Genomic DNA, 23,008 nt, shown 5'->3' with positions numbered 1-23,008 from the left:
CGGTTGTGACGCGCCTCACCTACCGATTGTTCGGTCGTCGGCACATTTTGGCTACAGGCACCGCCAGGCTGTGGACAAACGGTTCTCCACAGCCTGTGATGGACGCACTACGTCCATGGTAGGGAGGCGGGGGGACATGGCACCTGAACAAATGGCCGAGCCTCCGGAGCACGGCCTGGTGTTGCCACCCCCTCGCCCGCTGGATGCCATTGATCAGGACATCCTGCAGATGCTCCAGGCGGACGGCCGTGCCTCGATACGTTCCGTCGCCGAGCGCGTCCACGTCTCCCGCGCCAACGCCTACGCCCGCATCAACCGCCTCCTCGAAGACGGCGTGATACGCGGATTCGGGGCGCGCGTGAACCACGAGCGCGCCGGGCAGGGCACCTCGGCCTACATCACCCTCAAGATCGTGCAGAACTCCTGGCGCACGGTCCGCGAACAGCTGCGACAGCTGCCGGGCGCCTCCCACATCGCCCTGGTGGGCGGCGACTTCGACGTCCTGCTGCTGGTGCACACCTCGGACAACCGCGCGCTGCGCGAGCTGGTCCTCACCCGGCTCCAGGCCATCCCGGAGGTGCTCAGCTCACGGACGCTGCTGGTGTTCGAGGAGGAGGACCTGGAGCCGCAGGGCTGAACGCTCCTGGTCTCACCCCTGGGTGCGCAGGCCCCCGAACACCAACTGCACCACCGCGTCGGCCACTTCCCGCTCGCCCATGCCGCGCCCGTCCGGCCGGTACCACTCCACGACCGAGTTGATCATTCCGAAGACGAGCCGGGTGGCCAGCCGGACCTCCACGTCGCCGCGCACGTCCCCGTCGGCGGCCGCGGCCTTGAGCAGTTCGGCGACCCGGTGGTCGAAGTCTCGGCGCCGCTCCAGGGCCCACCGCTCGGTGCCGGTGTTGCCGCGCACGCGCAGCAGCAGCGTCACATACGGCAGTTCGGCGGTGAGCACCTCGACCATGCGCCGCACGACGTACTCCAGGCGCTCCACGGCACGCCCCGCGCGCGCGTGCTCCTCGTCGAGGATCCCGAAGAGGCCGTCGAGCGCCCGGCTGACGGCACGCCGGAGCAGCTCCTCCTTGCTCGCGACGTGGTGGTATATCGACGACTTGGAGATACCGGCCGCCTTGGAGAGGTGCTCCATGGAGGTGCCGTCGTAGCCTCGTTCGTTGAAGACCCGGACGGCGACGGAGAGCAGTGTGTCCGGGGTGTACGTGTCGCGCTTGGCCGTGGTCATGAGGTGGTGCCCTCCCGCTTGTCGGAGGCGTACGCGTGACGGTAGAGCGCGAGGGACGGCGCGTAACGGCCCGAGGGGTCGCGCAGGTGCAGGTCGTCGAGGACGGCGTACGCCCAGTTGCGGCCGAGTCTGCGGCTCCACTCGAAGGGCCCCAGAGGGTAGTTGACGCCCATGCGCATCGCCGTGTCGATGTCCTCCTCGGTGGCCACGCCCTTGGCCACGGCGTCGTGCGCGAGGTCGACGATCCGGGCCACCGTACGGGCGACGATCATGCCGGGCGCGTCCCCGATGACGCTGACGTCCTTGCCGAGCGCCTGGAAGAGCCCGGTGGCCTCGGAGAGGGTCTGGGGCGAGGTGTCCTGGGAGGCGGACAGGGCGATGCGGGTGGCCTTGCGGTAGTCGAGCGCCAGGTCGAAGTACACGACGTCCCGGAACTCCACGGAGGTCTGGCCGTCGGCGAGAACGAGCTGACCGCCGCTCGGCAGGATCAACCGCGTGCCGTGGTCCTCGTCGTCCTCGCGCACACCGATGCCTGCCTCGCGGACCAGCGCGAGCAGCTCGGACGCGGGCCCCAGGTCGCCCTCCGCGACGACGTATGCGGGCGCCGGGGCCTTCTCCGCGGTGTGCGGCTCGGGCTGCTCGGCGTCGTCCCCGTAGTCGTACCAGCCGTGTCCGGTCTTGCGGCCGTGCCGGCCCGACTCGACGAGCCGCCGCTGCGCGAGCGAGGGAGCGAAGCGGACGTCCTGGAAGAACGCCTGCCACACGGAGTGGGTGACGGATTCGTTGACGTCCTGCCCGATGAGGTCGGTCAGCTCGAAGGCGCCCATCCTGAAGCCGCCGGACTCGCGCAGGACCGCGTCGATGGTGGCGGGATCGGCGGCCTGGGCCTCGTACACCGCGAAGGCCTCGGCGTAGAAGGGGCGCGCGATGCGGTTGACGATGAAGCCGGGGGTGTCCGCGCAGGCCACCGGGGTCTTGCCCCAGGCGCGGGCGGTCTCGTACGCGCGCGTGGCCGACGTGACGTCGGTGGCGAACCCGGAGACGACCTCCACGAGCGGCAGCAGGGGCGCCGGGTTGAAGAAGTGCAGGCCCACGAAGCGGCCGGGGTTGCGCAGGGCGCCGCCGATGGCCGTGACGGACAGGGACGAGGTGTTGGTGGCGAGCAGGCAGTCCTCGCCGACGACCTCCTCCAGCTCGCGCAGCAGCTCCTGCTTCACACCGAGCCGTTCGAGCACCGCCTCGACGACGAGCCCGCAGTCCGCGAGCTCGGCGAGGCTCTCCGCCGGGCGGAGCCCGGCCTGTGCGGCGTCCCGGTCGGCGCCGGTGAGCCGCCCCTTCTCCACGAGCCGGTCGAGGCGGGCGCCGATCGCCGCGGCCGCTTCCCTGGCCCGTCCGGGAACGGCGTCGTACAGCCGCACGGGGTGGCCCGCGACCGATGCGACCTGGGCGATGCCCTGGCCCATGGTGCCGGCGCCGACGACGGCCACGGGGCTGCTGAGGTCGAGTGCTGTCATGTGCGCGATCCTCCCGCACGGGGTTTTCCACAGATGCGGCGGTCCCCCTTGTCCCGACCGATCGTTCGGTTACTCTAACTCTGTCCGCGTGTTTCTGCCCCGGCCAGAGCTCGACGAAGAGTTCTAGAGACGAGGAGTTGGTCCCGCATGGCCGCCGAACCGACCACGCACGAGCTGATCGCCAAGCACCGGCCCACCCTCGACCAGGCGCTGGAAGCGATCCGCACACGCGCGTACTGGTCCCCGCACCCCGAGCACCCGAAGGCATACGGCGAGAACGGCAGCCTGAGCGCAGGGGATGGCAAGGCCGCCTTCGATGCCCTCCTGGGCGACCGCCTGGCCATCGACCAGCCCGGCACGGACGACTGGGTGGGCGGCGAGGTCTCCCCGTTCGGGATCGACCTGGGCGTCACCTACCCGCACGCGGACATCGACGTCCTGCTGCCCGCCATGAAGGCCGGCCAGCACGCGTGGCGCGACGCGGGCGCCGAGACCCGTGCCGTGGTCTGCCTGGAGATCCTCAAGCGGATCAGCGACCGCACGCACGAGTTCGCGCACGCCGTCATGCACACATCCGGTCAGGCCTTCATGATGGCGTTCCAGGCGGGCGGCCCGCACGCGCAGGACCGCGGCCTGGAGGCTGTGGCGTACGCGTACGCGGAGCAGGCCCGCACGCCTGACGCGGCGCAGTGGACCAAGCCCCAGGGCAAGCGCGACCCGCTCGTCCTGGACAAGCGGTTCACACCGGTCCCGCGCGGCATCGCGCTCGTCATCGGCTGCAACACCTTCCCGACGTGGAACGGCTACCCGGGCCTGTTCGCGTCCCTGGCCACCGGCAACGCGGTACTGGTGAAGCCCCACCCGCGCGCGGTACTGCCGCTCGCGCTCACCGTGCAGGTCGCCCGCGAGGTCCTCACCGAGGCGGGCTTCGACCCGAACCTGGTGGCGCTCGCCGCCGAACGCCCCGGCGAGGGCATCGCCAAGGCGCTGGCCGTGCGCCCGGAGATCCGGATCATCGACTACACGGGCTCGACGGCGTTCGGCGACTGGCTGGAGGCCAACGCCCGCCAGGCGCAGGTCTACACGGAGAAGGCCGGCGTCAACACGGTGATCGTGGAGTCCACCGACAACTACAAGGGGATGCTCTCCAACCTGGCCTTCTCACTGTCCCTGTACAGCGGCCAGATGTGCACGACCCCGCAGAACCTGCTGATCCCCCGCGACGGCATCAGCACGGACACCGGCCCCAAGTCGTACGACGAGGTCGTCGCCGACCTCGCGCAGTCGGTCGGAGGCCTCCTGGGCGACGACGCGCGCGCGAACGCCCTCCTCGGGGCGATCGTGAACCCGGATGTGAAGGCCCGCCTGGAGGCCGCGTCCGGGCTCGGCGAAGTCGCCCTCGCCTCACGGGAGATCACCAACCCGGAGTTCCCGAAGGCGACGGTCCGCACCCCGGTCATCGTCAAGCTCGACGGCGCCCGGAAGTACTGGGAGGGGGCCGACGACGAGGCCGCCTACCTGAGCGAGTGCTTCGGCCCGGTCTCCTTCGCGGTGGCGGTCGACTCGGCGGAGGACGCGGTGCGGCTGCTGCGGCGGACCGTCCAGGAGAAGGGCGCGATGACGGTCGGCGCGTACACCACCTCGCAGGAGGTGGCCGCGTCGATCGAGGAGGCCTGCCTGGAGGAGTGCGCCCAGCTGTCCCTCAACCTCACCGGCGGGGTGTACGTCAACCAGACGGCCGCCTTCTCCGACTTCCACGGCTCGGGCGGCAACCCGGCGGCCAACGCGGCGCTGTGCGACGGAGCGTTCGTCGCCAACCGCTTCCGGGTCGTCGAGGTACGCCGGGAGGGCTAGCCCCGAACTAGGCCCCGACAGGCCCTAGCTCCGACCGGAGTGCTGGGCGCTCGTCGCCGCGCCCCCGGTGGCGCTCCAGTGGAACAGCGTCATGGCCACACTGGTCGCGAGGTTGTAGCTGGAGACCTGGGGGCGCATCGGCAGGGACACCAGGTGATCGGCGCGGGCCCGGAGTGCGGTGGACAGACCGCTGCGCTCCGAGCCGAAGGCGAGCACGGCGTCGTCCGGGAGCTTCAGCGCGCGGATGTCGTCGCCCTCCGGGTCCAGCGCGAACACCGGGCCCGGCGGCAGTTCCTCCACGTCCAGCCGCTCCACGGCGGTGGCGAAGTGCAGTCCCGCCCCACCGCGGACGACCGTGGGGTGCCAGGGGTCGAGGGTGCCCGTGGTGACCACACCCGCCGCCCCGAACCCGGCGGCAAGACGGATCACGGCTCCGGCGTTGCCGAGGTTGCGCGGGTTGTCGAGGACGACGACCGGAGCGGTGCGGGGGATGTGGGCCAGCGCCCGCAGATTCGCCTCCCGCGAGGGCCGTACCGCCAGGGCGGCCACGGCGGTGGGGTGCGGACGGGCGACAAGGGTCGCGTACGTCGCCTCGGGAACCTCCGCCAGGAGCGCGTCGAGGGTTTCCCGTACGTCGGGGGCCAGTTCGTCGGCGAGCGCGAGGGCGGCGCCGCGGTCGGTCGTGACGGCCACCGGGACCTCGGCCCCGAAACGCACCGCGTGCTTGAGGGCGTGGAAGCCGTCGAGCAGGACGGAGGTGTCGGCGAGCCGCCGCCACACACGTACCGGATCGTTCATGCCGTGAAGCGTCTCAGATTGGCTTAGGGATCCCCAGTCTTGCTCAGGGATGTGAGCCAATCGCCTTCGTGCCCTGGTGCCGAACGGCGGGAGCCGTCAGCCCTCGTGACACGTCCCTCCGGACGCTGGTCGGCATGGCCTCGCGACCTCACCGAGGAGGGTGCCCGACGTCGCCTGGGCGCCGGACATGCGCGTAACAGTCTGCCACAGGATCACTACGGAACGCTCATCCGGCTGATGAGCCCACGTGCGGTTCCTCGGCCGTCTCCGGGACACCCGCCCGCGGCTTCTCCGGGCCTCGCGAAGCCCGGTCACGGCGGCCCCGGACGCCCGAAAGCAGCTTCCCACGCGCGCGTGCCGCCCCATTGCCCAGGCGCCGCAGGAAGGACGTCGGCAGGAACACGGTGTCGGCGGCGATCATCGCGAGCGAGAAGAACGGCAGTCCCAGGACGACGGCGATCACGGCGTGCTCAGTGATCATCAGCGCCAGCAGGACGTTCTTGACGCGCCGGTTGAGGAGCGTGAACGGGAAGGCGACCTGCACCAGGACCGTCCCGTACGTCACGAGCATCACCATCGTGCCGTTCGCCGACAGCGCGTCCGACAGTGCGGGCCATGGCGAGAAGGAGTCCAGGTGGAGCGGGTAGTACACGGCGGTGCCGTCCTGCCAGCGCGAGCCCTGGATCTTGTACCAGCCGGCGGTCGCGTAGATCAGACACGCCTCGGCCATGATCACGAACAGGGCCGCGTTGTGCGTGAGGTTGGCCACGAGGTCGAGCAGCACGCGGGGTTCCCCGCTGCGCGCGTACCGTCCGACGGCCCACCACAGGCCCTGCAGGGCCCACAGCCCCCAGAAGACCGTCAGCCAGCCGCCCAGCGCCCCTCCACTGATCTTGCCGGCGGCCGTGGCCGCGGCCAGCAGCAGTCCGAGCACCCACCACAGGGCGGGACCGATCCGGTCGGCCCGGGGCCACTCCCCACGCGCGCGTGCCTCCCGGGCGAGCCGCGCCCTGCGCGCGTCCAGGGACCACACCTGACCGCAGCGTGTGAAGACGAGGTAGATCGCCATCAGATGGATGACGTTGTCGCCGCCGTCCCCCATGAAGATGCTGCGGTTCTGCAGCGACAGGACGCCGACCATGAAGAGCACGCTCATGGTGCGGGTGCGCCAGCCCACGAGCAACAGGACGGCGGCCAGCACGGCCACGGCGTAGACGATCTCGAACCACACCTGGCTGTCGGACCACATCAGCACCGTGAACGCATGGTTGCCCGCGATGAGCTGCTGGGCGAGGTCCCAGCTCCAGGTTCCGTCGGGCCCGTACATCTCCTGCCGGTTCGGGAACTCGCGCAGCAGGAACAGCAGCCAGGTCGCGGAGAAACCGATCCGTATGACGGCCGTCTGGTACGGGCCCAGCGCGGTGTCCGTGACACGGGTGATGCCACGCCCGATCGCGGCGGCGGGCCGGCTCATCACGGGCCCGCCTCCGTCCGGTCCCGTTCGGCGACCTTCCACCAGGGCAGCTCGCGCACGATCGGCTTGTCGGACACCTTCTCCTCGCTCCACTCCGGCGGCGGCACGTTGGTGGTACGGGAGCGGACCTGGATGTGTTCGACGAGACCGCCGGGTCCGGCCGCGTTCTCGCGTTCGAGGCGCAGCACGACGATCCGGCGCAGATAGCGCTCGGCGAGGTCGCCGCGCTGGCCCGTGGGGCGGTTCTCACTGTCGTGCGAGGCGACGTAGAGCTCCCAGGCCCGGCGCAGCTGGTTCTGCCGGGTGTGGCTCGGCAGGAGGCTGCCGTCGATCGCGGCGCCGTCCAGCGCCGTCAGGTCGTACCAGCCGGTCGTGCGGATGCTCCCGTCGGCGGTGCGGAGCTCGGCGCGCACCTGCACCGAGATGTTCTGCTGCAGCGGGTTGGGCGCGAACAGCATCCAGTTCTGCTCGAACTCCGGGTAGACCCACTCGTCGATCGCCCGGCCGTGCTTCTTGGTGACCGTGTTCGAGGGCGCCACGTGCAGGAACACCATCCCGAGGTGCACGCATGCGGCCACCGCCACGACGGCCAGCGCGAGGGCGGCGACGATCTGGTAGGGGAGCGACAGCGCGGTTATCCCGGCGAGGTCGGTGGGGTCCGCATGCTCGGCGGGGTCCGCACGCTCGGCGGGGTCCGCGGCTGGGGGGTACGGGGCGTCAGTGGCCGAGAGACAGGGACCGCCGGTGCTGGTGCCTGTCGCGGTGCCCGTGCCTGTCGCGGTGCCGGCGCCGGTGCTCGCGATGCTGATGTCGCTGTCGGTGCCGGTGGCCGGGCGGTGTTCGGGCGTAGCCGGGCCGCCCTGCGCGGGAACGGCGGGGGCGATGGCGGTCTGCGCACGGGTGTCCGAGGAGGAACCAGTGCTCAAGGAGGAGCCAGTGTCCGGCGCGGGGGCGGCGTCGTCCGGTACGGACGCCGTGTCGGGCGCGGAGGTAGTGCTCGGTCCGGAGGCAGTGTCCGACGCGGAAGCTCTGCCAGGCGCGGAAGCAGTGTCCGACGCGGAAGCAGTGTCCGCCCCGGAGGAAATCTCCGGCCCGGAGGCGGTGCCGGGGGCAGGGGCCGTGTCCGGCGCGGGGCCGTCGGGCGCGTCCGGCCCGTGCGGCTGCGGGGCGTTCGAGCCCTCGTCGTACGCGTCCATTCCGCCCCGATTCCCGATGTTGCGGTTCGCTTGCCCGTCTCCCGGTCCGTTGCCAACCCGCCTGGTCGAGGGGGTCCTGCCTCGCCCGGCCGCGAGCGCCGTACCGCGGTGTCCGCACCGGAACGGTACTCAGCCCCACCCGCCCGGCGCAGCCACACCGGGAACCGCGATCACATCAGCACACCAGTCACACCGGCGGCATGAGTTGTCCACAGGCGAGTTATCCACAGCGGTTGACACCCTACGGCGCCCCGACCCACCATTGAATCGAGCGGACCGAACGATCGGTCGGGAGCAGGGAGAGGCGAGGGGAAGCGATGGCGACAGCAGCGCACCGGATTACCCGGACGCCGGAGGAGGACGGCCCGGCGGACGAGGCAGCACTCGCGGTGGCGTACGAGGCGGCGTTCGACGCAGCCGTGGCGGCCGACGAGCGGATCGAGCCGCGGGACTGGATGCCCGACGCCTACCGAGCCACACTCGTCCGGCAGATCGCCCAGCACGCCCACTCGGAGATCATCGGCATGCAGCCGGAGGCCAACTGGATCACGCGCGCGCCCTCCCTGCGCCGCAAGGCGATCCTCATGGCCAAGGTCCAGGACGAGGCCGGTCATGGCCTGTATCTGTACAGCGCGGCGGAGACTCTCGGCACCAGCCGCGACGAGCTGCTCGACAAGCTGCACAGCGGCCGCCAGAAGTATTCGTCGATCTTCAACTACCCGACGTTGACCTGGGCGGACGTCGGCGCCATCGGCTGGCTGGTGGACGGCGCCGCGATCACCAACCAGGTGCCGCTGTGCCGCTGCTCCTACGGGCCCTACGCGCGCGCGATGGTCCGCATCTGCAAGGAGGAGTCCTTCCACCAGCGCCAGGGGTACGAGCTGCTGCTGACCCTCAGCCGCGGCACCCCCGAGCAGCACGAGATGGCGCAGGACGCGGTGAACCGCTGGTGGTGGCCGTCCCTGATGATGTTCGGCCCGCCCGACGACCAGTCGCAGCACTCCGCGCAGTCGATGACGTGGAAGATCAAGCGTCATTCGAACGACGAGCTGCGCCAGCGCTTCGTGGACATCTGCGTCCCCCAGGTGGAAACCCTGGGCCTCACACTCCCGGACCCGGATCTGAGGTGGAACGAGGAGCGGGGGCACCACGACTTCGGCGAGATCGACTGGACGGAGTTCCGGGAGGTCCTCAAGGGCAACGGCCCGTGCAACGAACAACGGATCACCCAGCGAAGGCGCGCTCACGACGAGGGCGCCTGGGTGCGGGAGGCGGCCGCCGCGTACGCCGAGAAGCACGCGGCCAAGAACGGGGCCAAGATCGGGGCCAAGGCCGGGGAGGCAGCGGCATGACCACCAGTGAATGGCCCCTGTGGGAGGTCTTCGTCCGCTCACGCCGCGGGCTCTCGCACACTCACGCCGGCAGCCTGCACGCCCCGGACGCCGAGCTGGCCCTGCGCAACGCACGCGACCTGTACACCCGGCGTGGCGAGGGCGTCTCCATCTGGGTCGTCCCCTCCGCCGCCATCACGGCGTCCTCGCCGGACGAGAAGGACCCGTTCTTCGAGCCGGCCGCCGACAAGCCGTACCGCCACCCGACGTTCTACGAGATCCCGGAGGGGGTGAAGCACCTGTGACGGAGACGACGAAGGCACCGAAGACCCGCGAGCCCGCCCCCCACACCGCCGCGGCCCTGGCCCTCGGCGACGACGCCCTGGTGCTCTCGCACCGTCTGGGGGAGTGGGCGGGCCACGCCCCCGTCCTTGAGGAGGACGTCGCCCTCGCCAACATCGCACTGGACCTGCTGGGCCAGGCCAGGGTGCTGCTGTCGATGGCCGGGGACGAGGACGAGCTGGCGTATCTGCGCGAGGAGCGTGCCTTCCGCAATCTGCAGCTGGTCGAGCAGCCGAACGGCGACTTCGCGCACACGATCGCCCGCCAGCTGTACTTCTCCACGTACCAGCGGCTGCTGTACGCGCACCTGGCCGCGGGGGACGGCGAGTTCGCCGGGCTGGCCGCCAAGGCCGTCAAGGAGGTGGTGTACCACCAGGACCACGCCGAGCAGTGGACCCTGCGCCTCGGCGACGGCACGGACGTCAGCCATGAGCGGATGCGGCGGGCGTGCCAGGCGCTGTGGCGGTTCACCGGCGAGATGTTCCAGCCGGTGGAGGGCCTCGACGTCGACTGGGAGGGGATCCGGACCGCCTGGCTGGAGTCCGTGTCCGCCGTCCTGCGCCGGGCCACGCTGGATGTTCCCGAAGGCCCGCAGTCCGGTGCGTGGAGCGCGGGCGCCGGACGGCAGGGACTGCACACCGAGCCCTTCGGGCGGATGCTCGCCGAGATGCAGCACCTGCACCGCAGTCACCCGGGGGCGTCATGGTGACCTCCCCGACCCCCACGACGTCCCCAGGGCCTGTGTCCAAAGTGGCGCCTGCCGGGCGGACGACGCCACTTTCGCCACAGCCCCTGGAGGCGGAGCTGCTCAGGCTGGCCGGCTCGGTTCCCGACCCCGAGCTGCCCGTCCTCACCCTGGAGGAGCTGGGCGTCCTCCGCGCGGTCCACGTACGCTCGGCGGACTCGGTCGAGGTCGAGCTGACCCCGACGTACACGGGCTGCCCGGCCATCGAGGCGATGTCGCTCGACATAGAGCGGGTGCTGCACGAGCACGGCATCCGTGAGGTGTCCGTCCACACGGTGCTCACCCCGCCCTGGTCCACGGACGACATCTCGCCCGAAGGCCGCCGCAAGCTGCGGGAGTTCGGGATAGCGCCCCCGCGGACGGGCCGGGCCCCGGGACCGGTCCCGCTGACCCTCGGGCCGACCCGCACGACCACGTCGGACACGCGTCCGCAGGACCCGGACCCGATCCGCTGCCCGCACTGCGGATCGGCCGACACGGAACTGCTGAGTCGTTTCTCGTCCACCGCGTGCAAGTCGCTGCGGCGGTGTCTGGCCTGCCGTGAACCGTTCGACCACTTCAAGGAGTTGTGATGGCCCGCTTCCACACGCTCCCGGTGACGGCGGTCGACCGGCTGACCGACGACTCCGTCGCCCTCACCTTCGCCGTGCCGCCGGAGCTCCGCGCGGACTACCGGCATGCGCCCGGCCAGCACCTCGCCCTGCGCCACGCGGTCGACAGTACGGAGATCCGCCGTACGTACTCGATCTGCTCGCCCGCCCCGGCACCCGGCACCGACGGCCCGCGGACACTGCGGATCGGGGTGCGGCTGGTCGAGGGCGGAGCCTTCTCCACATACGCGCTGAAGGAGATCAGCGCCGGCGACGAGGTGGAGGTGATGACCCCGGCGGGCCGCTTCACGCTGGAGCCCGCGCCCGGACAGTACGCGGCGATCGTCGGCGGCAGCGGCATCACCCCCGTGCTGTCGATCGCGACGACGCTGCTGACGCGGGAGCCTCAGGCGCGGCTCTGTCTGATACGCAGCGACCGGACATCGGCCTCGACGATGTTCCTGGAGGAGGTCGCCGACCTCAAGGACCGCTTCCCCGAGCGGTTCCAGCTGGTGACAGTGCTCTCCCGGGAGGAACAGCAGGCGGGGCTGCCATCCGGGCGGCTCGACCAGCAGCGGTTGACGGAGCTGCTGCCGGCGTTGCTGCCCGTGGAGCAGTTGGCGGGGTGGTTCCTGTGCGGGCCGTTCGGCCTGGTGCAGGGGGCGGAGCGGGCGCTGCGCGGGCTCGGAGTGCCCCGGGCCCGGATCCACGAGGAGATCTTCCACGTGGACGCCGGGGCAGCGCCGGCCTCGGTCTCGCCGACCCCCGCGCACAGTTCGGTGACCGTCCGCCTGGACGGCCGTGGCGGGACCTGGCCGGTGCGGGACGGCGAATCGCTGCTGGACACCGTGCTGCGCAACCGTCCCGACGCCCCGTACGCCTGCAAAGGCGGCGTGTGCGGAACCTGCCGGGCCTTCCTGGTGGCGGGCAAGGTGCGCATGGACCGCAACTTCGCGCTGGAACCGGAGGAGACCGATGCCGGATACGTGCTGGCGTGCCAGTCCCATCCGGCGACGGAGAAGGTGGAGCTGGACTTCGACCGCTGAGCGCTTCCGGGGTGACGTGGAGGCGGGCTTCCACACCGCGATGTTTGTCGGCCCGTCCTGGAGAACGGCACCGGATGTTCCCTGGACAGTACGGGTCGGTCCCTGAACGTTCCCTTCCTCTAGAACCTGTTCTATCTTGACGCTCCGTCAGGCCGGAGCGCGGATCAGGGTCAGCGTCAGGGCGCGGGTCCGGTCGTCGGACGGCGGCGTGCGGAAGGGGACGGAACAGTGGACTTCACCTTCACCGAGGAGCAGCAGGCGGCGGTCGAGGCGGCGAAGGCGGTGTTCGCCGGGGTCGCGCCGGACGGGGTGCCCAGCCCGGCGCTCACTCCGGGTGCCGTGGCCGACGACTTCGACCGCGCGCTGTGGGCGAAGCTCGCCGACGCGGACCTGCTGAGCCTGCTGCTGGAGCCGGAGTACGGCGGGGCGGGGCTGGACGCCATCGCGCTGTGCCTGGTGCTGCGGGAGTCGGCGAAGGTGCTGGCCAGGGTGCCGTTGCTGGAGAGCACGGCGGCCGCGGTGGCCGTACAGGCCCACGGGAGCGAGGAGCTGAAGGCCGCGCTGCTGGCGCGGGCGGGCCGGGGCGAGACGGTGCTGACGGTCGCCGCGAACGGCCGGACGGGCCACGATCCGGCCGAGCTCGCCGTGGCCGCACGGCACGAGAGCGACGGGACCTGGGTGCTGGACGGCGTGCAGACGGCGGTGCCCTGGGCGTACAACGCCGACTTCGTCCTCGTCCCCGCACACACCCCGGCAGCCGGACGCACCGTGCTCGCGCTCGTGCCCCGCTTACACGAGGGAGTCGTGCTCGCCGAGCAGGTCTCGACGACGGGTGAGCGGCTCGGCGAGCTGAGCCTGGACTCCGTGAGGCTCCCCGCGCGGGACGTCCTGGACGCCGACGGGGCGTGGGAGTGGCTGCGTGCGCTGCTGGCCACCGGGACGTGTGCGCTGGCGCTCGGTCTGGGTGAGGGTGTGCTCGGGATGACCAGCGAGTACACGGGGAAGCGGGAGCAGTTCGGGTTCCCGATCGCCACGTTCCAGGCCGTCGCCGTGCAGGCGGCGGACCGCTACATCGACCTGCGCGCGATGGAGGCGACGCTGTGGCAGGCGGCGTGGCGGGTCGGTTCGGCGACAGGAACAGGGGCGGGTGCGGGGGCCGCGTTGCCGTTGGCCGGGGACGTGGCCGTGGCCAAGATCTGGGCGTCGGAGGGCGTACGGCGGGTCGTGCAGACGGCACAGCATCTGCACGGCGGCTTCGGCGCCGACACCGAGTACCCGCTCCACCGGTACCACGCCTGGGCCAAGCAGCTGGAGCTGTCCCTCGGCCCGGCGGCGGCCCACGAGGAGGCCCTGGGCGACCTGCTGGCGACGCACGCCCTCGGGTGACGCCCGTCGCGCCCGGCCCGTGACTACAGCACGAAGCCGGGCTGTCCCTTGGCGTCCACGACCGCACGTCCGCCGGCCGCCCAGAGCTGCATGCCGCCGTCGACGTTCACGGCGTCGATGCCCTGCTGGACGAGGTACATCGTGACCTGGGCCGAACGTGCGCCGCTGCGGCAGATCACATGGACCCGCCCGTCCTGCGGTGCCGCCTCGGTGAACTCGCCGTAGCGGGCCACGAACTCACTGATGGGAATGTGCAGCGCCCCGGCGGCGTGACCCGCCTGCCACTCGTCGTCCTCGCGGACGTCCAGCAGAAAGTCGCCGTCCGCGAGGTCCGTGACCTCGACCGTGGGCACACCAGCTCCGAAATGCATGTGCCAGACGCTACCCGACCGAACAGGGGTGCGGCGCCGCCAAGCCGACCGACGACGGCCGGCTCACACCGACACCCAGGCCGACAAAGACACCAGGCCGACAAAGACGGCCGAGTGGCCTGCGGCGCCCGAGTGGCCCGCACGTACGAAGGCCCGCTAGCCGAGCAGCCCGGCCAGTTCCGCCTCGCGTTGGGCGACCTGGGCGAGGAGCTGCTCGGCGATCTCGTCGAGGAGGCGGTCGGGGTCGTCCGGCGCCAGGCGCAGCATCCCGCCGATCGCGCCCTCCTCCAGCTCCCGGGCGACCAGGGTGAGCATCTCCTTGCGCTGGGCGAGCCATTCGAGGCGGGCGTAGAGCTCCTCGCTGGGACTCGGCCTGCGTTCCTCGGGGGCGGGACCCGCGTCCCACTCCGCGGAGAGTTCCCGCAGCAGTGCCTCGTCGCCACGGCCGTACGCCGCGTTGACCCGGGTGATGAACTCGTCGCGCCGTTTTCGCTCGGTCTCGTCCTGCGCGAGGTCGGGGTGGGCCTTGCGGGCGAGTTCGCGGTAGAGCTTGCGGGCCTCCTCGCTCGGGCGCACCCGCTCCGGAGGCCGCACCGGCTGGTCCGTGAGCATCGCCGCGGCCTCCGGGAACAGCCCGTCCGAGTCCATCCAGCCGTGGAAGAGCTCCTCGACCCCGGGCATCGGCATGACCCGTGCACGGGCTTCCTGGGCAGCGCGGATGTCCTCCGGATCGCCGGTGCGAGCGGCTCGCGCCTCGGCGATCTGAGCCTCCAGCTCGTCGAGCCGTGTGTACATCGGTCCGAGCTTCTGGTGGTGCAGCCGCGAGAAGTTCTCCACCTCGACGCGGAAGGTCTCGACGGCGATCTCGAACTCGATCAACGCCTGCTCGGCCGCCCGCACGGCCCGCTCCAGCCGCGCCTCGGGCCGCGCGTTCTCGGTCCCGTCGGTTTTCCCGTCGGCCCCGCCCACACTCGTGTCGGCCCCGCCCACACTCGTGTCGGCCTCACCCGTACTCGTGTCGGACCCGCCTGCACTCGTGTCGAAGCCGCCCTGGTCGACCGCGCTCGCCTCAGAGCCGCCCGCGCCATCACCGGAATCCGCAGCTCCGGCATCCGTGCCATCACCGGAACCCGCGCCGCTCCCGGAGCCCGCAGCCTCACCGGAGTCCGGAGCCCCAGAACCCGCACTCCCGGTACCCGCGCCGCCCCCGGATGCGGGCTGCCCCTCGCCGGAGCCCTCCCCGCCTTCCCTGCCTTCCCCGCCCTGCTCGGCTGCACCGGCCGGTGTGTCGGGCCGCCCGGCGGCGCCGGACGACGCCTCCGCAGGCGCGGCCGCCTCCTCCTGCGGACCTCCCGCATCGGGCACGGACTTGGACTGATCGGCTTCCGGGGTCGTCACCCGACCAGCGTAGGCCACGGCCCGACCGCCCACCGAGCTTCACCGTCCCCGCCCGGACCCACGATCCGGCCCACTCACACGCTCAGCTCCGCCGCCCCACGAGTGCCGTCACACTCCCGCCTGTCCCTCACCCGTCTGCACGCCTCACAGGCCGGCACGTCTGCACGCCTCACACGCCCAGTTCCGCCGCGATCCGCCCGGCCCTGACCGCCGCCACCAACACGTCGTGGTCGGCTTCCGTCCGGTCCGCGTATGTGACCGCGAACGACGCGATGGCCTCGTCCAGCTCCTCGCTCTTGCCGCAGTATCCGGCGATGAGACGGGGGTCGGCGGTGTGGGTGTGGGCGCGGGCCAGGAGAGCGCCGGTCATGCGGGCGTAGTCGTCTATCTGGTCGACGGCGAGGGCCGCCGGGTCGACGCTGCCCTTGCGGTTGCGGAACTGCCGTACCTGGTAGGGGCGTCCGTCGACCGAGGTCCAGCCGAGCAGGATGTCGCTGACGACCTGCATGCGCTTCTGACCGAGGACCACCCGGCGGCCTTCGTGGGGCACGGCCGGGGCCTCGAAGCCGGCCGTTGCCAGATGCGGGAGCAGCACCGAGGGGCGCGCCTCCTTGACCTGGAGGACCAGCGGCTCGCCCCGGTGGTCCAGCAGGAGGACGACGTACGAACGGGTGCCCACACTGCCCGTGCCGACCACGCGGAACGCGACGTCGTGCGCCGCGTAACGGGCCAGGAGCGGCAGACGGTCCTCGGACAGCGTCGTCAGGTACTCCTCCAGGGAGGTCACCACCGCCGCGGCCTCCTCGTCCGGCACGCGGCGCAGCACCGGCGGGGCATCCACGAAGCGACGGCTGCCGTCCTGAAGCACCTCCGTGGACTTCGCCGCGAACCGCCCGCTCGTGTTGGCCCGCGCCTTCTCAGACACCCGTTCCAGCGTGCCGAGCAGGTCGTGAGCGTCGGTGTGGGAGACCAGTTCCTCGTCCGCGATGGCGTTCCACGCGTCCAGTACCGGCAACTTGGCGAGCAGCCGCACCGTGCGGCGGTACGCCCCGACCGTGTCGTACGCCGCCTTGCGGCAGCTGTTCTCGTCGGCGCCCGCCTCCCGGCCCGCGAGGACGAGCGAGGTGGCGAGCCGTTTGAGATCCCACTCCCAGGGGCCGTGCACGGTCTCGTCGAAGTCGTTCAGGTCGATGACCAGTCCGCCGCGCGCGTCCGCGTACAGGCCGAAGTTCGCCGCGTGCGCGTCACCACAGATCTGGGCGCCCATGCCGGTGACGGGCGTGCGTGCCAGGTCGTACGCCATGAGGCCGGCCGAACCGCGCAGGAACGCGAAGGGCGTCGCGGCCATCCTGCCGACCCGTATCGGCGTGAGCTCGGGGAGCCGGCCGCGGTTGGACTCCTCGACCGCGGTCGCAGCGTCCGGCCGGCCGGCGTCGAGCGTCAGCTCCGCATGCGCACCGCGTCGTACCCGCGCGCGCAGCGCCTTCCCCTCCTCCTTGGGCGAGCTTCCCTCCACGGGCCACCGCGCGAAACCGCGCACCCAGGGCACCCGCACCCCGGCCGCCGCCTGTGCCTCCGGCACCGCACCGACCTCGGTCATGCCGACCGCCTCCCCCGCCCGCACACGAACATCAACTCCGCAAAACCGTACAACCGCCGGCCGAAACTCGTCAGACCCTGTGGAAAACCTGACCCCATCAGAAACCGCTCATCAGGAACAGACTCATAAGGATCGCGTCGGTGTAGTGGGTCTGAGCGCGAGCGGCGGGCGGGCCGCCACCGCCCATGTGCCGGCCCTTGCCGGACTCGACGGATACGAGCTGCGGGCCCTGAGCGACGGCAGCACCGAGTCGGCGAGGGCAGCCGACGAGAAGTACGGGGTGCCGCTGACCTTCAGCAGTGCTGAGGATCTGGCCCGCTCAGCGAGTGGCCGCTGGGTGCACGGACCGGCCAGAAGGTCACGCTCACAGAGAACGGCTGAGAGCCACATGCCCCGACTCCCGAACGGTGTTGCGGCCGCCCCGCCGCCCCCGCCGCCCCGCGCCCCCGCCGCCCTCCCCGCGACTCCCCCGTTCGGTCCAACAAGCCCCGCTCCGCCGGCGTAGCCGGGCGAGCACCCGATCCGTCCTGAGCTTAGAAAGGGAGCTTGGAAAGGGAGTTCAGAGACGGAGCTGAGGGACGGAGCTGAGAGACGAAGCTCCGAGAGGGACAGGGAGCTACAGGGAGCCACAGGAAGATCGAGGCCCCGGAGGGAGTTGGCTCGGGATGCAGATCGTCGTGGACCTCACCCGCTGCCAGGCGTACGCGCGGTGCGTGTTCCTCGCGCCACAGGTGTTCTCGCTGCCAGGTGAGGAGAGCCCTGCTGTACCGCCCGGCCGTCCCCGACGATCAGCTGGAGCGCGTGCGCCAGGCCACGGCGGCGTGCCCGCTCCAGGCCATTCTCGTCGGGGAGGAGGTGAGCGCCGGTGCCCGGTGAGGGCCGCTACCTGGCAGACCTCGCCGACCAGCGCCGTGGCCGCCCGAGCGACGACATGCTGTCCGCCATCCCCAAGGGCGTGCCCATGGTGCTCGTGCTGGCCTCGGGCAGCCGTGACCCGAAGCGGTTCCGCGCCCCCGACCGGTTCGACCCCGCCCGCCAGGACAACCGGCACCTCGGCTTCGGCAGCGGCATCCACATCTGTTACGGCGCACCCCTGGCCCGGGTAGAAGCCCAGATCGCGCTGACGGCGCTACTCCCCCACCTGAGCACCGCAACCCTGGTCGAAGACCCTCCCCCTACCGTCACAGCGCCGTCCTGCGCGGCCCCCGGCACCTACCCATCGAGTTGTGAGAGTCGGTGGCAACAATGACCAAGCAGTCCGAACTGACTGAACAGCCCGACCAGCCCGACCAGCCCACCGTCCGCAGCGTCACCTACGACCTGCTGCGGACCCTGAAACTCACCACGGTCTTCGGTAATCCCGGCTCCACCGAACAGCCCTTCCTTCAGGACTTCCCCAAGGACTTCACCTACGTCCTGGCGCTGCAGGAGGCCTCCGTCATCGCGATGGCCGACACCTTCGCCCAGGTGACCCGCCGCCCCGCACTCGTCAACGTGCACTCCTCGGCCGGGCTGGGAAACGCCCTGGGCAACCTGGTGGCGGCCTACCACGGAAACACCCCCCTGATCATCACCTCGGGACAGCAGCACCGGGAACTGGTGATCGGGGAGCCGTATCTCGGCAACCGTGAGGCCACCACACTGCCGAAGCCGTGGGTGAAATGGTCCTACGAGCCCGCCCGCGCCGAAGACGTCCCCGAGGCCTTCCTGCGGGCCTACGCGGAGGCCTTGCAGCCGCCGGCGGGACCGGTCCATCTGTCGATTCCCATGGACGACTGGAAACGGCCCCTGTCCGGTTTCGCCAGGGTGCGGACGGTGAGCGCCCGCGTCGCCCCCGACACGGAGCGGCTGCGCGACTTCGCCGACCGGATCTCCGCGAGCCGCCGCCCCGCCCTGGTCTTCGGACCGGAGGTCGACCGCGGCGGCGGCTGGGACGCGGCCGTCGCCCTCGCGGAGAAGCTGCGCGCCTCCGTCTACGGCGCCCCGCTGCTGGACCGCGCCTCCTTCCCCGAGGACCACGCCCTCTTCGGCGGCCCGCTCGGCATGTGTCGGTGAGGACCATCAGCGACCGGCTGGAGGGACACGACCTGGTGGTCGTGATCGGCGCGGAGGTGTTCCGGTACTACCCCTACGTACCCGGCGACTATCTCCCCGACGGCGTGGAGCTCCTGCAGATCACCGGCGATCCGGGGGTTGCCGCGGCGGCGCGTGTGGGCGACAGCCTCCTGGGCGATCCCACGACGGCGATCGAACTGCTCCTGGACCTGGTCGCCGAGGGTTCGACACGGACCTCCCCGGAGCCGATGGCGCGGCCCCGCGAGTTGCCGCAGGCGCCTGGCAGCCCGCTCACCCCGCCCGAGGTGTACGCCGCCCTGAGCCGGGTCCGGCCGCCCGACGCGGTCATCGTCAACGAATCGACCTCCACGATGGCGCAGCAGATCGAGTGGCTACCCACCAACCGGTCGGGGTCGTTCTTCGCCACGGCCAGCGGAGGGATCGGCTGGGGTACCCCGGCCGCCGTGGGCGTCGCGCTCGGCGACCGGGACAGGGGCGTCGAGCGGCCGGTGGTCGGCCTGATCGGCGACGGCTCCTTCCAGTACTCCGTGCAGGCCATCTGGACGGCTGCGCAGCACAGCCTCCCGGTCGTCTACGTGGTCATGCGCAACCACGAGTACTCCATCCTCAAGTCGTTTGCTGTGCTGGAGGAGACTCCGGGCGTTCCCGGGCTCGACCTGCCCGGGATCGACATCGCCTCCGTGGCCCGCGGCTTCGGATGCCGCGCGGTCGACGTGGAGACCGCTCAGGACCTGGAGCGCGAGTTCACGGCGGCCCTGAGCGCCGGCACCACCACGGTCATCGTGGTGCCCACGCAGCCCCAGAAGGCGATGCTCTAGGCCACACGGCCCGCACAACAGCCCACACAACAGCCCGCACGACAGCCAACACGACAGCCCGCACGACCGGAGAGGCGACAGCAGTCATGGACCTCGGCCTGAGGAACCGGGTGTACATCGTCACCGGCGGCACCCGCGGTCTGGGGAGGGCCGCCGCAGGCGCACTGGTGGCGGACGGTGCGAGGGTGGTCGTCAGCGGACGCAGCGAGAAGTCGGTGACGGCCGCCGAGGAGGAACTCGGCGGCCCGGGGCAGGCAGTCGGTGTCGTAGCCGACAACGCCGACACCGCGACACCGGACCGGCTGGTCGCCACGGCCCGCGGTGCCTTCCAGCGGCTGGACGGGGTACTCATCAGCGTCGGCGGCCCGCCGGCGGGTACGTCGGACCTCGTCGACGACGGCCAGTGGCGCGCCGCCTTCGAGTCGGTCTTCCTCGGTGCGGTACGGCTGTCCCGCGCCGTCGCGGCCGAGCTGGGCGAGGGAGGTGTCATCGGCTTCGTCCTGTCCAGCTCCGTGTACGAACCGGTTCCCGGCCTCGCGATCTCCAATGCCTTCCGGCCGGGCCTGGCCGGTTACGCGAAGAACCTGTCGAACGAGCTGGGCCCCAGAGGCATCCGCGTCGTCGGCCTCGTGCCCGCCCATATCGAAACCGACCGGGTACGCGAACTCGACGCCCGCGGCGGCGACGCCGACGCCGCCCGCGCCACTGCGACCGCCGGCATCCCCCTGCGCCGTTACGGATCCCCGGACGAGTTCGGCCGGAGCGCCGCCTTCCTGCTGTCGCCCGCCGCGGCGTACCTGACAGGAGTGATGCTGTCGATCGACGGGGGCGCACGGCAGGGGCTTCTAGCAGGGCCCTGCTAGAAGCCCCTGCCGTGCGCGCTGCCGTTCGCCCTGCCCTCTCTGGGCCGACGCCGCACAATCAGGCCAGAAGCAGGGCCCTGACCGTGACCTTTGTCACGGCCAGGGCCCTGACGCACAGCCACCCTGGCCGTGTGATGCCTCACACCACGAACATCACCACGAACATCTCAGCCCACTCCCGCCTCCCTGCGGGCACAACGAGAAACGGGCCGCTGCCGTGACTTCCGTCACCAGCAGCGACCCGTTCCATCGGTTCTTCGCTGTGCGCGAGGGGGGAGTTGAACCCCCACGCCCTTGCGGGCACTGGAACCTGAATCCAGCGCGTCTGCCTATTCCGCCACCCGCGCATTGGGTGTGTCCTCTGGCCCCGCTCCTTGCGGCCCGGCGCCTTCCGACACGCAGAAGATTAGCACGCTGGAGACGGTGGGTTCACATCCCTTCTCCAGGGCTGCCGCCAGCGCGAATGTCCACGCCCCGTGCGGGTGGTGTCCGTGCGCCCGCCGCCCGCACATGCTCACCGGACCGACCGCCCATGACCCCGTGCCACCCTGTGCGCCGGCCCCTGCGTCCGTGTGCGGCACCACACGTTCCCACCCGTATCGACGTGTGCCGGTTCACGTATCAACCTCGTACCGGTCCCGGCCATCTCCCCAGGAGGAAGGCAGGGTCCACAGTCAGGTGCGGGACACTGGTCTCGCACCCCCTCTACGATCCTTGGCAGAAACCTCGACGGGAGTATGGCGGGAGGAGTTCGAAGGGGTGCTGCGCAGGGAATCCGGGAGGGGACTTCAGTGGGTGTCGACACCTGTCGACCGGGCCGACAGGGGGAACCACCCGATTTCACGGCGCGTGGATACGATCAGTAAGCAGTACGGACGCAGGATGCAGGACGGCAACGACGGAGGAGGTGCCCCATGGGAGTCCTGAAGAAGTTCGAGCAGCGCCTCGAAGGCCTGGTCAACGGCACCTTCGCCAAGGTGTTCAAGTCCGAGGTCCAGCCGGTCGAGATCGCCGGCGCGCTCCAGCGGGAGTGCGACAACAACGCGACGATCTGGAACCGCGACAGGACCGTCGTCCCCAACGACTTCATCGTGGAGCTGAGCACGCCGGACTACGAGCGCCTCAGCCCCTACTCCGGCCAGCTCGGCGACGAGCTCGCCGGCATGGTGCGCGACTACGCCAAGCAGCAGCGCTACACCTTCATGGGCCCCATCAAGGTCAACCTGGAGAAGGCCGACGACCTCGACACCGGTCTGTACCGGGTGCGCAGTCGTACGCTCGCCTCCACCAGCAGCCAGCAGGCTCCCGCGTCCGCCCCGGCCGGCGGCCGTCCCGGAGCCGGCGGTGGCTACGGCTACCCGCCGGCCTCCGCGCCCGCGGGTGCTCCGCCCATGCCGTCCGCGCCGCCGCCCGGCGCCCGCTCCGGCGCCGCGCCCTACGGCCAGCGGCCCCCGGGCGGGCCCGCCCCCGCTGCGGGCGGGCGCACACGCCACTGGATCGAGATCAACGGCAGCCGCCATCAGATCTCCCGCCCGACGCTGGTGCTGGGTCGCAGCACCGAAGCCGACGTGCGGATCGACGACCCCGGCGTCTCCCGCCGGCACTGCGAGATCCGGACCGGAACGCCCTCGACGATCCAGGATCTCGGGTCCACCAACGGCATCGTGGTGGACGGGCAGCACACCACCCGCGCTACGCTCCGCGACGGCTCGCGGATCGTCGTGGGCAGCACCACCATCATTTACCGGCAAGCCGAAGGGTGAAGCGGGGGCAATGTCAGAGCTGACCCTCACGGTCATGCGGCTGGGTTTCCTGGCCGTACTGTGGCTGTTCGTGATCGTGGCCGTGCAGGTCATCCGCAGCGACCTGTTCGGTACGCGCGTCACCCAGCGCGGTTCCCGGCGTGAGAGCGCGCGGCCGCAGCAGGCCGCGCGACAGGCGCCCCCGCAGCAGCGCGGCCAGCAGTCCGGCGGTGGCGGTGGCCGCCAGCGCCGCGGTGCACCCACCAAGCTCGTCGTCTCCGAGGGCACCCTCACGGGTACGACGGTCGCGCTGCAGGGGCAGACCATCACGCTGGGCCGCGCCCACGACAGCACCATCGTGCTGGACGACGACTACGCGTCCAGCAGGCATGCCAGGATCTACCCGGACCGTGACGGCCAGTGGATCGTCGAGGACCTGGGATCCACCAACGGCACGTACCTCGACCGGAACCGACTGACGACCCCCACACCGATTCCGCTGGGCGCGCCGATCCGCATCGGCAAGACCGTCATCGAGCTGCGGAAGTAGTACGACAAATGAGCGAGCGGAGCGAGCACGCGGTGGCCCCCACGACGGGCCCCGGCGCGCTCCCGACCGGAGGG

Annotated in this window: 21 protein-coding genes, 1 tRNA gene and 2 pseudogenes; 15 read left to right on the top strand and 9 right to left on the bottom strand. The window is 71.2% G+C overall.

All coding sequences use genetic code 11. From position 1 onward, the window contains the following. The first annotated feature begins 151 nt into the window (after positions 1–151). The gene (locus tag E0500_RS09130) at positions 152–637 is read left to right on the top strand and encodes an Lrp/AsnC family transcriptional regulator (protein ID WP_131562888.1); all 486 of its coding nucleotides are present in this window, start codon (positions 152–154) and stop codon (positions 635–637) included. 12 nt (positions 638–649) lie between these two features. Here E0500_RS09130 and E0500_RS09125 read toward each other — a convergent pair whose 3' ends face one another. Together E0500_RS09125 and E0500_RS09120 are read right to left on the bottom strand one after the other, a co-directional pair. After that, the gene (locus tag E0500_RS09125; RefSeq protein ID WP_131562857.1) at positions 650–1,240 is read right to left on the bottom strand and encodes a TetR/AcrR family transcriptional regulator; all 591 of its coding nucleotides are present in this window, start codon (positions 1,238–1,240) and stop codon (positions 650–652) included. Further along, positions 1,237–2,754: a 3-hydroxyacyl-CoA dehydrogenase gene (locus E0500_RS09120; protein ID WP_131562859.1), complete on the bottom strand. Its 1,518-nt coding sequence runs from the start codon at positions 2,752–2,754 to the stop codon at positions 1,237–1,239. The genes E0500_RS09125 and E0500_RS09120 overlap by 4 nt, the downstream gene beginning before the upstream one ends. A gap of 147 nt (positions 2,755–2,901) precedes the next feature. Here E0500_RS09120 and paaN point away from each other — a divergent pair, with 147 nt between their 5' ends. Beyond that, complete coding sequence (paaN, locus tag E0500_RS09115) at positions 2,902–4,608, top strand: phenylacetic acid degradation protein PaaN (RefSeq protein ID WP_131562861.1); 1,707 nt, start codon at positions 2,902–2,904, stop codon at positions 4,606–4,608. Between the two features lie 24 nt (positions 4,609–4,632). Here paaN and E0500_RS09110 read toward each other — a convergent pair whose 3' ends face one another. From E0500_RS09110 to E0500_RS09100, 3 genes are all read right to left on the bottom strand, one after another. Beyond that, entirely contained in the window at positions 4,633–5,406 is a 774-nt protein-coding gene (locus E0500_RS09110; RefSeq protein ID WP_131562863.1) for an RNA methyltransferase, read from the bottom strand. A gap of 226 nt (positions 5,407–5,632) precedes the next feature. Further along, complete coding sequence (locus tag E0500_RS09105) at positions 5,633–6,880, bottom strand: HTTM domain-containing protein (protein WP_131562865.1); 1,248 nt, start codon at positions 6,878–6,880, stop codon at positions 5,633–5,635. Further along, complete coding sequence (locus E0500_RS09100) at positions 6,880–7,806, bottom strand: DUF5819 family protein (protein WP_258572688.1); 927 nt, start codon at positions 7,804–7,806, stop codon at positions 6,880–6,882. The genes E0500_RS09105 and E0500_RS09100 overlap by 1 nt, the downstream gene beginning before the upstream one ends. Before the next feature lie 587 nt (positions 7,807–8,393). Between E0500_RS09100 and paaA the strand changes: the two genes are divergently transcribed. The 6 genes from paaA to E0500_RS09070 all read left to right on the top strand — a co-directional run bounded on the left by paaA (position 8,394) and on the right by E0500_RS09070 (position 13,516). After that, positions 8,394–9,428, top strand: a complete 1,035-nt coding sequence (paaA, locus tag E0500_RS09095; protein WP_131562870.1) for a 1,2-phenylacetyl-CoA epoxidase subunit PaaA — start codon at positions 8,394–8,396, stop codon at positions 9,426–9,428. Next, positions 9,425–9,712: a 1,2-phenylacetyl-CoA epoxidase subunit PaaB gene (gene paaB, locus E0500_RS09090; protein WP_131562872.1), complete on the top strand. Its 288-nt coding sequence runs from the start codon at positions 9,425–9,427 to the stop codon at positions 9,710–9,712. The genes paaA and paaB overlap by 4 nt, the downstream gene beginning before the upstream one ends. Then, positions 9,709–10,458: a 1,2-phenylacetyl-CoA epoxidase subunit PaaC gene (gene paaC, locus E0500_RS09085; RefSeq protein WP_131562874.1), complete on the top strand. Its 750-nt coding sequence runs from the start codon at positions 9,709–9,711 to the stop codon at positions 10,456–10,458. The genes paaB and paaC overlap by 4 nt, the downstream gene beginning before the upstream one ends. Then, complete coding sequence (gene paaD, locus E0500_RS09080) at positions 10,452–11,066, top strand: 1,2-phenylacetyl-CoA epoxidase subunit PaaD (protein WP_131562876.1); 615 nt, start codon at positions 10,452–10,454, stop codon at positions 11,064–11,066. The genes paaC and paaD overlap by 7 nt, the downstream gene beginning before the upstream one ends. Beyond that, on the top strand, positions 11,066–12,130 hold the full coding sequence (locus tag E0500_RS09075) for a 2Fe-2S iron-sulfur cluster-binding protein (RefSeq protein WP_131562878.1): 1,065 nt from the start codon (positions 11,066–11,068) through the stop codon (positions 12,128–12,130). Before paaD ends, E0500_RS09075 begins: the two co-directional genes overlap by 1 nt. 228 nt (positions 12,131–12,358) lie before the next feature. Continuing rightward, positions 12,359–13,516, top strand: a complete 1,158-nt coding sequence (locus E0500_RS09070; protein ID WP_131562880.1) for an acyl-CoA dehydrogenase family protein — start codon at positions 12,359–12,361, stop codon at positions 13,514–13,516. A gap of 23 nt (positions 13,517–13,539) precedes the next feature. On the opposite strand, the gene E0500_RS09065 is transcribed toward E0500_RS09070, so the two are convergent. The 3 genes from E0500_RS09065 to E0500_RS09055 all read right to left on the bottom strand — a co-directional run bounded on the left by E0500_RS09065 (position 13,540) and on the right by E0500_RS09055 (position 16,885). Next, positions 13,540–13,869, bottom strand: coding sequence for a rhodanese-like domain-containing protein (locus tag E0500_RS09065; protein ID WP_131562890.1), 330 nt, complete (start codon positions 13,867–13,869; stop codon positions 13,540–13,542). Between the two features lie 174 nt (positions 13,870–14,043). Further along, a complete protein-coding gene (locus tag E0500_RS09060) occupies positions 14,044–14,877 on the bottom strand; it encodes a J domain-containing protein (protein WP_399120173.1) in 834 nt (277 codons plus the stop codon). Positions 14,878–15,454: 577 nt separating this feature from the next. Next, entirely contained in the window at positions 15,455–16,885 is a 1,431-nt protein-coding gene (locus E0500_RS09055; RefSeq protein ID WP_131562882.1) for a DUF2252 domain-containing protein, read from the bottom strand. A gap of 665 nt (positions 16,886–17,550) precedes the next feature. Here E0500_RS09055 and E0500_RS09050 point away from each other — a divergent pair. The 5 genes and pseudogenes from E0500_RS09050 to E0500_RS09035 all read left to right on the top strand — a co-directional run bounded on the left by E0500_RS09050 (position 17,551) and on the right by E0500_RS09035 (position 20,642). Next, positions 17,551–17,761, top strand: a pseudogene (locus E0500_RS09050) (ferredoxin). 67 nt (positions 17,762–17,828) lie between these two features. Further along, a pseudogene (locus E0500_RS09045) lies at positions 17,829–18,115 on the top strand (cytochrome P450); the annotation flags it as partial. A gap of 15 nt (positions 18,116–18,130) precedes the next feature. After that, positions 18,131–18,940, top strand: coding sequence for a thiamine pyrophosphate-binding protein (locus E0500_RS43080; protein WP_220140481.1), 810 nt, complete (start codon positions 18,131–18,133; stop codon positions 18,938–18,940). Next, positions 18,937–19,779, top strand: a complete 843-nt coding sequence (locus E0500_RS44900; protein ID WP_220140480.1) for a thiamine pyrophosphate-dependent enzyme — start codon at positions 18,937–18,939, stop codon at positions 19,777–19,779. Before E0500_RS43080 ends, E0500_RS44900 begins: the two co-directional genes overlap by 4 nt. Before the next feature lie 86 nt (positions 19,780–19,865). Beyond that, a complete protein-coding gene (locus E0500_RS09035; protein ID WP_131571266.1) occupies positions 19,866–20,642 on the top strand; it encodes an SDR family oxidoreductase in 777 nt (258 codons plus the stop codon). A 263-nt stretch (positions 20,643–20,905) separates the two neighbouring features. Here the strand turns inward: E0500_RS09035 and E0500_RS09030 are convergent. Further along, a tRNA-Leu gene (locus E0500_RS09030) sits at positions 20,906–20,989 on the bottom strand. 567 nt (positions 20,990–21,556) lie between these two features. On the opposite strand from E0500_RS09030, the gene E0500_RS09025 reads away from it, so the two are divergent. After that, complete coding sequence (locus E0500_RS09025; RefSeq protein ID WP_131571263.1) at positions 21,557–22,405, top strand: DUF3662 and FHA domain-containing protein; 849 nt, start codon at positions 21,557–21,559, stop codon at positions 22,403–22,405. Positions 22,406–22,415: 10 nt separating this feature from the next. After that, complete coding sequence (locus E0500_RS09020; protein ID WP_131571260.1) at positions 22,416–22,934, top strand: FHA domain-containing protein; 519 nt, start codon at positions 22,416–22,418, stop codon at positions 22,932–22,934. Positions 22,935–23,008 lie beyond the last annotated feature (74 nt).

This window comes from Streptomyces sp. KM273126 (assembly GCF_004337435.2).
Taxonomy (GTDB): Bacteria; Actinomycetota; Actinomycetes; order Streptomycetales; family Streptomycetaceae; genus Streptomyces; species Streptomyces acidicola.
The sequence above is the reverse complement of the archived record's forward strand: the minus strand, read 5'-3'. Positions and strand labels throughout refer to the sequence as shown.

Excerpts from the sequence above, each read along its gene's own strand:
- paaA (WP_131562870.1), top strand. The coding sequence starts at position 8,394 with ATGGCGACAGCAGCGCACCGGATTACCCGGACGCCGGAGGAGGACGGC.
- E0500_RS09130 (WP_131562888.1), top strand. The coding sequence starts at position 152 with ATGGCCGAGCCTCCGGAGCACGGCCTGGTGTTGCCACCCCCTCGCCCG.
- E0500_RS09120 (WP_131562859.1), bottom strand. The coding sequence starts at position 2,754 with ATGACAGCACTCGACCTCAGCAGCCCCGTGGCCGTCGTCGGCGCCGGC.
- E0500_RS43080 (WP_220140481.1), top strand. The coding sequence starts at position 18,131 with ATGACCAAGCAGTCCGAACTGACTGAACAGCCCGACCAGCCCGACCAG.
- E0500_RS09125 (WP_131562857.1), bottom strand. The coding sequence starts at position 1,240 with ATGACCACGGCCAAGCGCGACACGTACACCCCGGACACACTGCTCTCC.
- E0500_RS09025 (WP_131571263.1), top strand. The coding sequence starts at position 21,557 with ATGGGAGTCCTGAAGAAGTTCGAGCAGCGCCTCGAAGGCCTGGTCAAC.
- E0500_RS09035 (WP_131571266.1), top strand. The coding sequence starts at position 19,866 with ATGGACCTCGGCCTGAGGAACCGGGTGTACATCGTCACCGGCGGCACC.
- paaD (WP_131562876.1), top strand. The coding sequence starts at position 10,452 with ATGGTGACCTCCCCGACCCCCACGACGTCCCCAGGGCCTGTGTCCAAA.
- paaB (WP_131562872.1), top strand. The coding sequence starts at position 9,425 with ATGACCACCAGTGAATGGCCCCTGTGGGAGGTCTTCGTCCGCTCACGC.
- paaN (WP_131562861.1), top strand. The coding sequence starts at position 2,902 with ATGGCCGCCGAACCGACCACGCACGAGCTGATCGCCAAGCACCGGCCC.
- E0500_RS09055 (WP_131562882.1), bottom strand. The coding sequence starts at position 16,885 with ATGACCGAGGTCGGTGCGGTGCCGGAGGCACAGGCGGCGGCCGGGGTG.
- E0500_RS09020 (WP_131571260.1), top strand. The coding sequence starts at position 22,416 with ATGTCAGAGCTGACCCTCACGGTCATGCGGCTGGGTTTCCTGGCCGTA.
- E0500_RS09075 (WP_131562878.1), top strand. The coding sequence starts at position 11,066 with ATGGCCCGCTTCCACACGCTCCCGGTGACGGCGGTCGACCGGCTGACC.
- E0500_RS09105 (WP_131562865.1), bottom strand. The coding sequence starts at position 6,880 with ATGAGCCGGCCCGCCGCCGCGATCGGGCGTGGCATCACCCGTGTCACG.
- E0500_RS09110 (WP_131562863.1), bottom strand. The coding sequence starts at position 5,406 with ATGAACGATCCGGTACGTGTGTGGCGGCGGCTCGCCGACACCTCCGTC.